General features: G+C 67.4%; 12 protein-coding genes. 2 read left to right on the top strand and 10 right to left on the bottom strand.

Going from position 1 to position 13,158, the window contains the following annotated elements; all coding sequences use genetic code 11:
• Nucleotides 1–5: 5 nt before the first annotated feature.
• The 8 genes from D9C15_RS12660 to D9C15_RS12625 all read right to left on the bottom strand — a co-directional run bounded on the left by D9C15_RS12660 (nucleotide 6) and on the right by D9C15_RS12625 (nucleotide 6,954).
• Complete coding sequence (locus D9C15_RS12660) at nucleotides 6–1,688, bottom strand: efflux RND transporter periplasmic adaptor subunit (protein ID WP_127997781.1); 1,683 nt, start codon at nucleotides 1,686–1,688, stop codon at nucleotides 6–8.
• A complete protein-coding gene (locus tag D9C15_RS12655) occupies nucleotides 1,685–3,001 on the bottom strand; it encodes a TolC family protein (protein WP_127997780.1) in 1,317 nt (438 codons plus the stop codon). Before D9C15_RS12655 ends, D9C15_RS12660 begins: the two co-directional genes overlap by 4 nt.
• A gap of 175 nt (nucleotides 3,002–3,176) precedes the next feature.
• Complete coding sequence (locus D9C15_RS12650) at nucleotides 3,177–3,641, bottom strand: hypothetical protein (RefSeq protein WP_127997779.1); 465 nt, start codon at nucleotides 3,639–3,641, stop codon at nucleotides 3,177–3,179.
• Between the two features lie 150 nt (nucleotides 3,642–3,791).
• Nucleotides 3,792–4,229 (bottom strand): hypothetical protein, encoded by a 438-nt coding sequence (locus D9C15_RS12645; RefSeq protein ID WP_127997778.1) that lies wholly within the window; start codon nucleotides 4,227–4,229, stop codon nucleotides 3,792–3,794.
• Nucleotides 4,230–4,469: 240 nt separating this feature from the next.
• Complete coding sequence (locus D9C15_RS12640; RefSeq protein WP_127997777.1) at nucleotides 4,470–5,393, bottom strand: NAD(P)/FAD-dependent oxidoreductase; 924 nt, start codon at nucleotides 5,391–5,393, stop codon at nucleotides 4,470–4,472.
• Nucleotides 5,394–5,651: 258 nt separating this feature from the next.
• Nucleotides 5,652–6,017 carry a copper-binding protein gene (locus D9C15_RS12635; protein WP_127997776.1) on the bottom strand — a complete coding sequence of 122 codons (366 nt, stop codon included), beginning with the start codon at nucleotides 6,015–6,017 and terminating at the stop codon, nucleotides 5,652–5,654.
• A 96-nt stretch (nucleotides 6,018–6,113) separates the two neighbouring features.
• Nucleotides 6,114–6,617 carry a cupredoxin domain-containing protein gene (locus tag D9C15_RS12630; protein ID WP_127997775.1) on the bottom strand — a complete coding sequence of 168 codons (504 nt, stop codon included), beginning with the start codon at nucleotides 6,615–6,617 and terminating at the stop codon, nucleotides 6,114–6,116.
• A 43-nt stretch (nucleotides 6,618–6,660) separates the two neighbouring features.
• Nucleotides 6,661–6,954, bottom strand: coding sequence for a CopK family periplasmic copper-binding protein (locus D9C15_RS12625; protein ID WP_127997774.1), 294 nt, complete (start codon nucleotides 6,952–6,954; stop codon nucleotides 6,661–6,663).
• 280 nt (nucleotides 6,955–7,234) lie between these two features.
• On the opposite strand from D9C15_RS12625, the gene D9C15_RS12620 reads away from it, so the two are divergent.
• On the top strand, nucleotides 7,235–8,797 hold the full coding sequence (locus D9C15_RS12620; RefSeq protein ID WP_127997773.1) for a molybdopterin-dependent oxidoreductase: 1,563 nt from the start codon (nucleotides 7,235–7,237) through the stop codon (nucleotides 8,795–8,797).
• 48 nt (nucleotides 8,798–8,845) lie between these two features.
• The gene (locus D9C15_RS12615; protein WP_127997772.1) at nucleotides 8,846–9,751 is read left to right on the top strand and encodes an alpha/beta fold hydrolase; all 906 of its coding nucleotides are present in this window, start codon (nucleotides 8,846–8,848) and stop codon (nucleotides 9,749–9,751) included.
• Here the strand turns inward: D9C15_RS12615 and D9C15_RS12610 are convergent.
• Both D9C15_RS12610 and D9C15_RS12605 read right to left on the bottom strand, forming a co-directional pair.
• Nucleotides 9,735–10,496 (bottom strand): helix-turn-helix domain-containing protein, encoded by a 762-nt coding sequence (locus D9C15_RS12610; protein WP_127997771.1) that lies wholly within the window; start codon nucleotides 10,494–10,496, stop codon nucleotides 9,735–9,737. The genes D9C15_RS12615 and D9C15_RS12610 overlap by 17 nt on opposite strands.
• A gap of 87 nt (nucleotides 10,497–10,583) precedes the next feature.
• Nucleotides 10,584–13,124 (bottom strand): cation-translocating P-type ATPase, encoded by a 2,541-nt coding sequence (locus D9C15_RS12605; protein ID WP_127997770.1) that lies wholly within the window; start codon nucleotides 13,122–13,124, stop codon nucleotides 10,584–10,586.
• Between the last annotated feature and the right edge of the window lie 34 nt (nucleotides 13,125–13,158).

Raw genomic sequence — 13,158 nt, 5'->3', positions numbered from 1 at the left:
TCTGCTCAGTGGCCGGAGTGGATGGATCGGCCCGCGCTTGCCGCCGGTGCGGCTGGCTTGGCCTGCGGCGCCACCTGAGGGACTGCTCCGGTCGGGGCGATGGACGTCACCACGAAGTCACCCGGCTGCCTTTCGACGAACTCGAAGCGCACGGCCTGGCCGGGCTTGAGGCCGCCGAGCAGCGACGCGTTGGCGGCCTTGAACTCCATCGTCATGGCCGGCCATTTCAGCGCGGCGACCGGCCCGTGGTTGAGGCTCAGCGTACCGTTCTTGGCGTCGATGCTGTCGACCGTGCCTTCGGCCTTGTGGCCGACCGCCGCCGGCGGCATCGGCTTTTCCGACTTCGCTGGTACCGCTGACGCGGCGCCGCCAGACGCCGGGCTGCCGTGTCCTGCGTGCCCACCGAGGCCTCCCACCGCGGCCTTGAGGTTGCTCTCGGCATCGATCAGGAAGTTCGCGGCCACGACGACCGGTTCGCCGTCACGCACGCCCTTCAGCACCTCGACGTAGTTCTCCGCCCGCGCGCCGAGTTCGACCTCGCGCGGCTCGAAACGCCCTTCCCCGACCTGGACCAGAACGATCCGCCGCGTGCCTGAATCGATCACGGCGGAATCCGGAACCGCCAGCACCGGCGATTTGCCGCCGACACCCAGTTCCACCTGGGCAAACATCGCCGGCTTGAGACGCTGGCCGGGATTGGGCAGTTCGACCCGCACCGGGATGCTGCGCGTCTCGGCCTTCATCGTGGGGTAGACGTACGTGACGCGTCCTTCGAAACTTTCGGTCGGATACGCCGTGGTCATGACGCGCGCCCTGGCACCGGTCTTGATGAGGGCGATGTCCTGCTCGGCCACATCGGCGATCACCCAGACGGCCGACAGGTCGGTCACCTGGTAGAGCATCTCGCCAGGCATGAAGCGCATGCCCTGCAATGCCTTTTTCTCGGTGACGATGCCCGTCACCGGCGAAGGGAACGAGATCGTCCGCTGCGGCTGGCCGGACTTCATCAAGGCCGCCACCTGCGGCGCCGACAGATCCCAGTTGCGCAGACGCGCGAGGCTCGAATCGGCCAACTGGCGCATGCCCGCTTGCGCCTCCGTGCCGGCCTCTTTCATCGCCTCGAGACCTTGCATGGCGATCGCGTACTCGCGCTGCGCCGAGACCAGTTCCGGGCTGTACGCCTCGAACAGCGGCTGGCCCTTGGCCACAGGTTGGCCGGTCGCGCTGACGTGCAGCCGCTCGACGTAACCTTCGAACTTTGCGGTCACCGCAAAGGTCCGTCGCTCGTCCGGTTCGATGCGACCTGCCGCCCGGATGTTCTTGCCGAGCAAGCGCATGCCTGCCGGCTCGGTGCGCACACCCAGCTTCTGGATCTTCTCGGTACTGATGCGCACCTGGGCCGCAGCCCCTGGGCCGGCGTCGGGTGTTGCCTCGTCCTCGCCTTCGTAGACCGGGATGTAGTCCATGCCCATCGGGTCCTTCTTCGGCACCGGTGAGGTGTCGGCCAGCCCCATGGGATTGCGGTAGTACAGCAGCTTGCGCTGCTTCGGCGCAGCGGCGGAGGGCGACTCCTGGCTGGCTTCGGCGGACGAATGTGCGGCGCTGCGCGACTGCGAGCCCAGCCAGTAGCGGCCGGCGCCGACGGCGCCGATCAGGGCGATCACGAGCACGGTCGTGGTGGTCTTCACAGGTCTTCTCCCACAATGCGTTCGATCTCGGCCAGGCGCATCTGCGCCTCGGCCTGCGTCTTCAGGATGTCCAGGCGGGCCTTGCGAATCTGGCGCTGCGCCTCGAGCAGCATCGCGAACTCCGCCTTTCCGTTCTCGTAGGCAGCCAGCGCCGACTGGAGGCCGAGTTCCGACTGCGGCAGCAACTGCGTCTTCAGCAGCGTCTCGTTGCGCCGTGCAGCATCGAGCCCGGCCAGGTTCACGGCCAGGTCACCCACCAGCTGCTGCTGCAGTGCTTCGGCTCTCGATCGCGACGCGGCGACCATCGCCTCGGCTTCTCGCTCCTGACCACGGCGGGCTTCCTGCTGCAGCGGGATGTTCATCTCGAGCATCACGCCCCAGGTGGTGATGCGCGAGCCCATCTGCGACGGCGACACGCCGACCGTGAGGTCGGGATAGCGATTGCGCTGGGTGAGGTCACGACTCTTCTGTGCGAGGGCCACGCGGGCCAGCTCGGCCTGGATCTGCGGATTGCCCGACCGCGCCCGCTCCGCCAACGACGAGGCATCGGCGGTGTTCAGCGTCGGTACAGCGCGCAGTTCCTGGGCGTCGGCCAGTGGTGCGCCGCTTTCGCGAGCCAGCAGCGCATTCAGCCGGGCGCGAATCTGGCGCTTCTCGCTGTCGATCATGATCAGCTCCGAGCGCATCGCCGTCTGCTCCAGCTGCGCGCGGATCGCGTCCGCCTGGGCGGCCAGTCCGCCCGCATAGCGCGCCTGGGCAACCTGCTCGAGGCGGGTCATCAGTCCAAGCACCTCCGTGGTCAGCCGCTCGTTGCCTGCGGCACGGTAGTACTCCGCATAAGCCGCCTTGATTCGAGCCGCCAGTTCAGCCCAGGTCGCACTCGCGCGGGCCTCGGCCTGCCGCACATCTGCGGCAGCGGCGTCCCGCTTGAGCTCCCGCTTGCCCCAGAGGGGCAGTGCCTGCATCAAGGTGTACTTGGTTTCACCGACCTTCCACGGCAGCAGGCTGGGCGAAGCGTCGCTGCCGTAGTTGTTGATGTTCATGAGCTCCACGCGCAGCACCGGATCGGGGAGGGCCCCTGCCGGTCCCACACGCTGCGCGGCGGCTTCTGCCTCCTCGTGCATGGCCCGGATCTCCGGGCTCTGGGCACGGGCGTAGGCCAGCAACCCCCGGAGGTCGCGCCCCAACGGCGCCTCCTGAGCGACGGCGGCAACGGGCCCGGCAGCACCGAGAACCAGCCCCACCACCAGCGAGCCAGCCCAGCGCGGCAGGCCTGGCCATGCGGTATTCGATTGACCCCGTACGGTCGTCATTTCGTCTTCTCCTTGGGTGCCGCTCGGAGGGCCGGACACAGGGGCGATCCGGAGTCCGATCACGGCGGCGATACGGTCAGTCTTCCGAGGCGCCGCCGTTGAAGACGGCCTGCGAAAGAGCGCGAGATGCACGCAGGCAGCGCGGCCAGGCAGGCCGGCTGCTTGCGCGTGACCCCTATAGCGCTAGGCGCAAGAAGGCGATTGGAATCGGCAGGGGCTTTGCGCCATCCCGGCGCGGTGCCCCCACATCTGCCGACACGTCGACGGACGCCGGCACGATCAAGGCCGCCGCCATCGGGAGCGGCAGGACATGGAACTGGTAGTTGTCGAGAACGGACTTCTGCGGCGGGATCGTCACGCCGGCCCGCTCGCAGAAACTCTCGCAGTTCGACTTGGGCGAAGAGTCACCCGGATCATGTCGGGACTGATCCGGCGCCGCGACCGAGTGATGCTCGCACCCCGCGGGCGCCGCCGCAAAGTCGGCGGCCTGCACTTCGGCTTTCCCGTGGAACGTGTCACCGCCCCCGGCGAACTGCTGGGCGGCCAGGCAAGCATTGGCGACGCCCAGACCGAGACCGAACAGCCACACCAACAGGACCCGGAGGGCCCAGCGGCGGAGCTGTTGAGGGCGGCGGAACATGAGCGGTCGAGTCCAGAAGTTGAATCAAGTATGCATCTTGCGGCAGGGCGTCGGTTTGAGGATCGTCAAGGCGCGCGCCGGGCTGGCCCGTGCATCCGGGATCCGTGCGTTCATCGACTCCGACTTCACGAGTACTGGACGAAACCGCGGTCAGTCAGAACCGATGGCGCTGGCGTCGATGGCCACCTCAGAAACCGTCTGGAGGATGTAGTCCGACTCGGCGCTCCCCCCGATGGCACGCTGGTATCGCTGGAAGGCACCGAGTTCTCTCTTCGTGATCCTCACCGTTCGCTCAACGATTTGCTCGCCAAGGGCTTGGGCTCTGGCAGCCGCGGCGCGCGTGCTCTCGCCACGGTAGACGAGGTAGCGCGCATAGGGCCCGAGCACGAGTTGCTTCTCGATCCGAACATCGGACATCGATTCGAACGCATGGCACTGATCTGCTTGCCCCGAAACCACGCAGCGATACGTCGCCAGAGGCGAGTCCTTGGCGTGACCCTGCACCGGGAACAGCCCGAGGCCGGCGATCGTTGCCGCAAGAATCGGGCTCTTCAGCGCGAGCGCTGCGCGATTCAAGTAGGTGTTCATGGAGGCTCCTTACGGGGTTCTATGGCGTGCGCGACGGCGCGCACGAGGAACACTCTAGAAAGCCATCACCAACCGCCGACCGACGCCGCGATGACACTTTCGTCATCACACGCCAGCCGCAGAAACGCGATCCCCTCACCGCCTTCCGACAGATCAATCAGATGGTCATCCCGGCGAGCGCGCAAGCTCGGCGGCCTCTTGCGGTCTCCGCAGGGGCGGCAATAAGACGCGAACCGGACCCTACAAGCTGTCGTGCACGGCTGCAGCGGCTACCGCTGCCCGGCCGATCGCAACGTCAATCTGGCACGGCACTCCCGCGACGTCGCCCGCAGCGTACACATTGTCTGCGCTCGTGAGTCCGGTCGGACCGATCGCGATTGCGCCGTGAACGTCGAGCCGAACTGCCAGTTGATTCGCCAGGTACGTTCGCGGCCGCGCGCCGAATGCTGCCAGCAGCACGTCGAACTCATGGGTGCGACCATCGTCGCAGGTCACGAGGATGGTGCTGTTGCGAGCCAACGCGACATGGGATGCGACGCCTGGCACACGCTCGAGTCCGGCATGGAATGAAGAGTATTTAGCCGTCCCGGCCGCGCAGTCGATCTCGATGAACCTCGCCTCCGCACACGCCTTCCCCAGATCGGCCGTGCCGGGCACGCTGAGGCGCGAATCGCCCAGCACCCCGACACGCTTGCCGAAGAGATCGCCGACTCCTTGCCAAGAACAGGTCCGCAGCAGGCCTGCCGACGCCACGTCGTCGATCCCGGGCAGGTTGATCGGCGGGTCCGTGGCTCCGGTGCACAGGATGATGTTGCGCGCCAGGAGTGTTCCATGCCTTAGCCGGAGCAAGAGCCTGCCGTCCGGGCAACGTCGTATGTCTTCGACCGAATCGTAGGTGACGTGTCCGTCCGCTGCGCGCAGATGTTGTCGCATCCGCTCGAGCAGATGTCCACCGACCACGCCATCGGGATATCCGGCAACGTTGAGGGCACGCGCGATGCGCTGCGCCCGGCTGGCGCCCGAATCCACCAAGCGCACGCTGCGACCATGCCGTCGGAGATGAATGGCTGCAGCCAGGCCGGCAGGTCCTCCACCAATCACCACCCCGTCGAAAGTGTCCCCGCCGATGACCGAAGCGCTGAGAAGGTCGGTCGCCTCAATCATGCTGAATCGCGGTAGCCTGCGCCGCCGGCCCGGCACAAGCAAAAGGCGTGCATCCTGCCGGCGCGCACAGTACAGATGGGTGACTACCAGATGACGGACTCGTCATCGGCTCATCCACCTGCGGGCCTGGATACAGATGCGCAGTGAGTGGAAGCGTCACGCAGCCGGTTCGTGACGCAGACACCACCTCGTCGCTCTCCGGGTCCGCAGGGTTCGGCGTCTGGACGAGTCCATCCGCGGGAGCCTCATCTTCTCGGGTTACTTCGCCGCCTCAATGGCGGTAACCACGATCGCGCCGTCCGCCTTTTCGGCGGTGAACATCACCTTGTCGCCCGCCTTGACTTTGTCCAGCAGCGCAGCTTCCTTGACCTGGAAGACCATGGTCATGCCGGGCATGTCCAGGTTCTTGATGTCGCCGTGCTTGAGGGTGATCTTCTTGGCTTCCTTGTCGATCTTGCGCACTTCACCTTCGGTCATCGAGGCGGGCGTGGTGTCCATCTTCATGCCGGGCATGTTCATGCCGCCCATCTTGCTGTGATCCATTGCCTGGGCGTGCGCGCTGATCGCGAACGGTGCCGAGGTAGCGAAGGCCAGGGAAACGAGGAGGAGTTTGAAGGTCTTCATGTGTTTCGATCCAAAAAGGGTGAGAAAGCAATTCTGCTCACGGCGCCGGCCGCCGGCCAGTGCCAGGCGCCACCGCCATGCCGTGACAGCCGTCACTCAGTGTTTATGGGCGCCATGGCCGTCAGACTTGGAGGCGCCGGCTGTCTGCGCGACCTTCACGAGGCCCTTCATGCCGGCGTCGTAGTGGCCGGGTTGTAGGCAGGCGAAGTGCACGTTGCCTGCCTTGGTGAAGCGCCACACGACTTCTCCGGTCGCGCCAGGCGCCACGCTGACCATGTTGTCGTCGGCATGTTCCATGCCCGGCATCTTCAACATCATCGCGTAGTGCGCCCTCAACTCCTCAGGCGTGCCCAGTACCAGTTCGTGCTTGACCGCGCCGGAGTTCTTCACGAGCAAGCGAACCGTCTCGCCCTGTCGCACCGAGATCTCGCCCGGCGTGAAGCGCATGTTGTCGGTCATGTCGACTTCCACCGTGCGCACGGCCTGCGCGGCGTTGCCGGGCTCGCCCACGGGGTTGCTGCCGTGGCCGGGGCCTGCCATCACCGCGGACGCGGCGAGCACGAGTACCGACACGACGCCGGCCTTGCGAATTGTGTTCATGGGGTTTTTGATGGAGCCCTGTGAGTGCGCCTGGGGCGCGTATTCAGTTCTGATGCCCGTCGTTAAGCAGGCCACTCAAACGAGCCACCTCGTTGCCGACCGCCGTGACCTTGCGCCCGTCGGCCAGTTCGAGGACCTCACCTTGCTTGAGGTAGGCGGCACGGCCATAGCGATCCTCCTTGGCCATCTTGCCGTCCTTGAAGACGTACAGGGTCGAACCGTCCTTCAGAGCCAGGGCCTGCTGCGTGGCCTGCGGCAGCGCGTCGCGCGCAAAGACGGGCACGTAGACACCGGCGGCCGCAAACGCGATGACGAGGGTGAACAGAGTTGCTTTCATGTCGAACCTTTCGTGATGCAGTGAGGGATTCGCTCCCCCAACGTCATGCCACTTGGCATGCCGTGCACTCTAGGGAGCCGCAACCGACGAACGGCCGACGAGCACATTACAGGTTCGTAAGCTTGTCTCGTGCCCTTGGCGGCGCAAGGATCCGCGGAGTAGCTTTTCCAGCAAGGGTGTCGATCCCTGGCGATTGCGCCGCTAGCCCCGGTCACTCGCGGATTTGCCAGTTTCTTCAAGCCTGGATGCGCAATCCCGATGCACGCTACGGACATCATCAATGCACAAGCAAAAGATGCTGCCATCTTGGTCCGACGCGTTGCTTCTGGGTATGGGCGCAGCCTTCGTGCAGTTGGCAGCTGGCGAGTTTGCCGCGGCGGTCCATGGGACGCACACCTCGCCCCTGCGAGCCGTCGGCAAGTGGCTGATCGACGCACTGCCAACGCCCTTGATAGACGTGGGCATCGCACTCCTTCGTCGCGGCGACAAACCCGCGATTAGCGCAACACTGGTCTTGCTCGGCATCGGCCTTCCAGCGCTGACGTCGCTGGCGGGTACAACCGCACTCGTGGCAGCGATTCTTGTGCAGGGATCCATCGGGCTCTATGCGTTGTGGCGCCGCGTCGAACTTCCCCGCACGATCGCATTCCCTCTCGGATCGCTGGCAATGGGTGCCGGATTGCTGGGTGTCTGGCTCGGCGTTGTCGCTTCCCTGACTCTCGGACTCGTGCTGGCAGTCCTCGCGCTGGCGATCCGCCGGCTCCGGCGCCGGCATAGAAGCAAAGAGCCCGCGATCCTTCCGATGTCTGTGCCACCGCCGCCCCGGTCGGCCGCCCCGCAAATCCCAGGGCTATCCGAGCTCTTTACCCCGGTCGACCGATTCTTCGTCACCGACGTGACGTTTCCGGCACCGACCGTGGACACGCAACGCTGGCAGCTCACGGTGCGGGGCCTTGTCGAGCAGCCGTTGTCCCTGACGTTCGCCGAACTGCTGGCAATGCCATCCGTTGAAGTGGACTCGGTCCTCATGTGCGTGCACAACCCGGTGGGCGGCCCCTTTGTCGGCAATGCACGATGGCAGGGGGTGCGGTTGACCGACCTGCTCGACCGTGCCGGCGCGTCGCGGCGAGCGGATCACGTCCGCCTGCATGCCGTCGACGGATTCTCGGCCGGAGTCAACCTGTCACTGCTCGAGCAAGGCTTCGAGCCGCTGCTGGTCTACGCCATGAACGGCGCTCCGCTCACCCGCGAACACGGCGCCCCGGTTCGGATGCTTGTCCCGGGCATTCATGGATACGACGCAAACATCAAGTGGCTCGCCTCGATCGAGGTCACACGGTACAGCGAGGCCATCGACTACGCCGAGCGAAAGGGCTGGCCCCGGGTGCCATCGCGCATGGCACCGAACGCCAGGATCGACGTTCCATGCGTCTCGGCTCTGCTTGTGCCGGGCGGACAGATCGTGGCCGGCGTCGCCTGGAGCCCGCCGCATGGCGTCGTGAAAGTCGAGTTGCGTGTCGATGGCGGGGATTGGCAGGCCTGCTCGCTGGTGACCGCGCTTGGTCCCAACGCCTGGGTCCTCTGGGAAGCTCAGTGGGAAGCCACTCCCGGCCGCCATACGCTGGAGGTTCGGGCCTGGGGTCGAGACGGCGCGCAGAGCGAAGCGCCCGCCGCCCCGTATCCCGATGGAGCACGCGGCTACCACTGCGTGGCGGTCGACGTCAGGTCGGGGTGCACTCCACGGCCTCGCCAGCTGGGCTGGTGGCTCCTGGCGCAGGGACGCGAAAGATGGCGATTGGCCTGGTCCGGCGTGATCGCGTGGCGCCAGCACAGCCGCCAGTAGCGTTGCCCCGCCCCGCTCTTGAATCCCGCCCACAACAGGTCCCGTCACATGTCCACGTCGCTTGAACTCGGAGAGCGTCACATCCTGCAAATTGCCGAAGGCCCGATCGAGTACCGGGTCACGGGACGGGGCCCGACGGTCGTGTTCTTGCACGGCATCATTGCCAACGGCGATGTCTGGCGCGGCGTGGTGGCAGATCTCTCGCGCGATCACTGCTGCATCGTGCCGGACTGGCCGCTCGGCGCGCACCGACTGACCATGAGGGCAGGCACCGACTTCTCGTTGCCTGGCATCGCCGCGATGTTCGACGAGTTTCTGGCCGCCGCGGGTCTCGACCAGGTGGTGCTGGTCGCCAACGACACCGGAGGTGCCGTGGCACAGTACGTTGTCGTCGACCGCCCCGCGCGGATCGCAGCACTCGTGCTGACACCCTGCGACGCATTCGACAACTTCGTGCCCCTGCCGATCCGACACCTGCGCCTGTTCGGACGGACGTCGTGGGGGCTCTGGGCGCTGGCGCAGACCTTGCGCTGGCGCTGGGTGCAACGGCTGCCCATCGCCTTCGGCCGGCTGACCGAGCGGGCCATCCCTGCCGATATCATGCGGTCCTACACCGCTCCCCTGCGCGAACACGCGGGCACGCGCCGCGACTTCGCGGCGCTGGTCCGAAACATCCACCCGCGGTACACCTTGGCAATCGCCGAGAGACTGGCTGGCTTTGGGCGTCCCGTGTTGCTGGTCTGGGCGCGGGAACGGCGACGCTTCTTTCCGCTGGAGCACGCGCATCGACTCGCGGCCGTCTTTCCTGACGCCGCGGTGGAGATCATCGAGGACTCCGGGCCTTTCGTGACCGAGGATCAGCCACGGGCCGTGGCAACGGCGATCAGGCGGTTCATCGCCGATCGGGTCATGCCGACCGTCTCTCCCGCCCACCAGTTCAGTTGGCAAAGCTAATCGAAAGCTGATCTCCGCGCCTGAACAACGACGACGGCGTGATGCCGAACGTGTCTCGGAACGATCGCGACAGGTGTGCCGAATCGCTGAAGCCGACCGCGTGTGCAGCTTCGGTCCAGGACGCCCCCTGAAGCACCGACTCCACCGCGCGCCGCAGGCGCAACCACACCACATAGCGGCGCAGCGGAACCCCGGTGTCCTCGGCGAAGCGGTGGCTCAGCCAACTGCTCGAGACGTTCAGTGCGCCCGCCAACGTTTGCAGGCGCACCGGCCGATCAATCTGGGCACTGAGCAGGGCCAGGGCTTGTGCGATGCGCGGGTCGCGGTCACGGGCGCCCGGATCGGCGCCGTCCAGCCCGAGCCACAACACGCAGGTCGAGTTCGCCACGTCGATCGACCCGCCGTCCGCCACCAGAGCCCTCAGGCTCTCCGCCACGACTGGTGGCGGTTCAAACGCTGCGCTGCCATCGCAAGAGTCGATACGAGTTTGAATGGACGCGAACTCGACGCATTCGGACTCCAGGTACAGCATCGCCACCGTCGACCCTGAGGCGTCAAACGCATGCGGTCGGTCCGGCGCGACAAGGAACCCATTCAGTTCCTCCCATTCGCGCTGCGGCCCGGTTTTCAATCGGAGCCGGCCGCCAAGTCCCCAGCAGACCTGTGCGGCGTGGTGACGGTGCATGCGCGCATCGAGGCCGGGGCCGACATACAACAAGCGATGCGGCCACAGGTACAGGCGCAACGGGACTGTTCCGACGTTCACGTGCTCTCCGGCACAACCTCGTTGATTGTCGATCGACGGACGGCGAGACGCCCCACGCGGTACGGATCAAGCACGGCGCCAAGCCTTCTCCAGCTCCACCGCGACGAACACGATGGCGGCCAGTCCGAAGCAGAGGGCGAGTTCGCCGGCGGACAGCGGCTGCGTCCGGAAGACCGGCTGCAGCCACGGAACGTAGATGGTCGCAAGCTGCAGCGCGATCGTCAGCGCAACGGCGCCGAGCAGCGGCCGGTTGCTCGCCAGGCCGATCGTGAACAGCGAGTCGCGTTCGGAGCGGATCGCCAGCAGGTGCGCCATCTGGGCGAGCGTCAGCACCGTGAAGACAAGCGTCTGCCAGTGTGACTTCGGCCCCGTTCCATCCTCTTGCCCCAGCGCCCAGGCCTGCACGCCCAGGCACAGCCCACCGATCAGCAGGCCCACCCACAGCGCGTGCTGCCACAGGCCGTGCGCGAACACACTCTCCTGCGGCGGACGGGGCGGGCGCCGCATCACGCCGCGCTCGGCCGGCTCGGAGGCCAGCGCGAGGCCCGGCAGGCCGTCGGTCACCAGGTTCACCCACAGGATGTGGATCGGCAGCAGCGGGATCGGCAGGCCCAGCAGCGGCGCGAGGAAGAGCACCCAGATCTCGCCGGAGTTGCCGGTCAGTGCATAGCGGATGAACTTGCGGATGTTGTCGAAGATGCGCCGGCCCTCGCGCACCGCGCCGACGATAGTCGCGAAGTTGTCGTCGAGCAGCACCAGGCTCGAGGCCTCGCGTGCGACGTCGGTGCCGCCCTTGCCCATCGCCACGCCGATGTCGGCCTGCTGCAGCGCCGGTGCGTCGTTGACCCCGTCGCCGGTCATCGCGACGAACAGGCCGTGCGCCTGCAGGGCCTGCACGACACGGATCTTCTGCGCCGGGTCCATGCGGGCGTAGACCGACACCTTGGGCGCAGCGTCCCGCAACGCCGCATCATCGAGCTTCGCCAGCCCGGGGCCACTGAGGACGCTGTCGGCGCCCTCCGTAGCGATGCCGAGGTCGCGTGCGATTGCCAGCGCGGTCGCCGGATGGTCGCCGGTGATCATCACCGGGCGGATACCAGCGGCCAGACATTCGGCCACCGCGGCGCGCGCCTCGGGCCGGGGTGGGTCGATCAGGCCCACCAGCCCGACCAGCGTCAGTCCCCGCTCGAACTGGTCGGCATCGACCGCGACCACGTCGGCGTGACCGTCGCGCTGCGCCACCGCGAGCACGCGCATGCCCTGCGCCGCCCAGTCCTGCGCGATCGCCGCCGGCTCGTCGCCGGCGCCGCCACAGCGCGGCAGCACCGCCTCCGGCGCGCCCTTCACGTAGGCACGCCAGCCGCCGTCGTGCGCGTGCAGCGTCGTCATGCGCTTGCGGTCAGAATCGAACGGCCACTCGTGGCGGCGCGGCCGCTCACGCTGCAGCGCGGTGACGTCCAGGCCAGCGCCCTGCGCAGCCTGCAGCAGTGCCGTTTCGGTCGGGTCGCCGATCCAGCCGTCGGCGCCCGCCACCGCGTCGTTGCACAGCACCAGCGCAGTCCAGAGCGCGTCGTCGGGAACGCCCCAGGCGCGGTGCTGGCGCAGCTGCATGCGGTTGAGCGTCAGCGTGCCGGTCTTGTCGGAGCAGATCACGCTGACCGAACCGAGTGTCTCGACGCTCGGCAGGCGCCGGACCAGCGCGTTCACGGCGACGAGCCGGCGTGCACCCAGCGCGAGCAGCACCGTGACCACCGCCGGCAGCGCCTCGGGGATCGCCGCCACCGCCAGGCTGACCGCCGTCAGCGCCATCAGCAGCAGGGGCTCGCCGCGCAACACGCCGATCGCGAACACCAGCGCGCAGATCGCGAGCACGACGATCGACAGCCGCTTGCCGAACGCGGCCAGGCGGCGCTGCAGCGGCGTCGCCCGGCTCTCGGTGGCACCGAGCAGCGTCGCAACGCGGCCGAGCTCGGTCTGCTCCCCCGTGCTCACCACCACCCCTGCCGCGCGGCCGTGCGTGACCAGGGTGCCCTTGAACGCCATGTTGACCCGGTCGCCGAGTGCCTCGGCCTCGGCGGAAAGGTGTCCGTGCGACTTCTCGACAGTGACCGACTCGCCGGTCAGCGCCGACTCGTCGATCCGCAGCCGCGCGACGTCGTGCAGCCGCAGGTCGGCCGGCACGAAGTTGCCGGCCTCGAGCAGCACGACGTCGCCAGGCACGAGCTGCTCGGTCTCGATCACCCGCACCTGCCCGCCCTCGCGCCGCACCGTCGCGTGGGGGGTCGCCAGCCGCTGCAGGGCCTGCAGGGCCTGGTCGGCGCGCCACTCCTGCCAGAAGCCGATCGCCGCGTTGAGCGCGACGATCAACAGGATGACCAGCGTGTCGGTCAGGTCGCCGATAACGCCCGACAGCAACGCCGCGGCCAGCAGCACGAGGATCATGAAGTCGCTGAACTGGTCGAGCAGCCGTTTCCACGCCGGGCGCGGTGGCGGCTCGGGCAGTCGGTTCGGGCCGTGGCGCCGACGGCGCACGACGACCTCGTCGGCCGCGAGCCCGGCGTCGACCTCGACGCCGAGATGGCGTGCAACCTCGTCGGCGGGCAGCATGTGCGCATCGAAGCGCACAGGGGGTGGCGCCGTC

The organism is Piscinibacter defluvii (genome assembly GCF_004011805.1).
Classification (GTDB): domain Bacteria; phylum Pseudomonadota; class Gammaproteobacteria; order Burkholderiales; family Burkholderiaceae_C; genus Piscinibacter; species Piscinibacter defluvii.
This window is presented reverse-complemented; position numbering and strand designations above follow the sequence as displayed.

Bases quoted from the DNA above. Each gene is read 5' to 3' on its own strand.
- D9C15_RS12615 (WP_127997772.1), top strand. From the start codon at position 8,846: ATGTCCACGTCGCTTGAACTCGGAGAGCGTCACATCCTGCAAATTGCC.
- D9C15_RS12655 (WP_127997780.1), bottom strand. From the start codon at position 3,001: ATGACGACCGTACGGGGTCAATCGAATACCGCATGGCCAGGCCTGCCG.
- D9C15_RS12630 (WP_127997775.1), bottom strand. From the start codon at position 6,617: ATGAACACAATTCGCAAGGCCGGCGTCGTGTCGGTACTCGTGCTCGCC.
- D9C15_RS12605 (WP_127997770.1), bottom strand. From the start codon at position 13,124: ATGCTGCCCGCCGACGAGGTTGCACGCCATCTCGGCGTCGAGGTCGAC.
- D9C15_RS12650 (WP_127997779.1), bottom strand. From the start codon at position 3,641: ATGTTCCGCCGCCCTCAACAGCTCCGCCGCTGGGCCCTCCGGGTCCTG.
- D9C15_RS12635 (WP_127997776.1), bottom strand. From the start codon at position 6,017: ATGAAGACCTTCAAACTCCTCCTCGTTTCCCTGGCCTTCGCTACCTCG.
- D9C15_RS12645 (WP_127997778.1), bottom strand. From the start codon at position 4,229: ATGAACACCTACTTGAATCGCGCAGCGCTCGCGCTGAAGAGCCCGATT.
- D9C15_RS12620 (WP_127997773.1), top strand. From the start codon at position 7,235: ATGCACAAGCAAAAGATGCTGCCATCTTGGTCCGACGCGTTGCTTCTG.
- D9C15_RS12625 (WP_127997774.1), bottom strand. From the start codon at position 6,954: ATGAAAGCAACTCTGTTCACCCTCGTCATCGCGTTTGCGGCCGCCGGT.
- D9C15_RS12640 (WP_127997777.1), bottom strand. From the start codon at position 5,393: ATGATTGAGGCGACCGACCTTCTCAGCGCTTCGGTCATCGGCGGGGAC.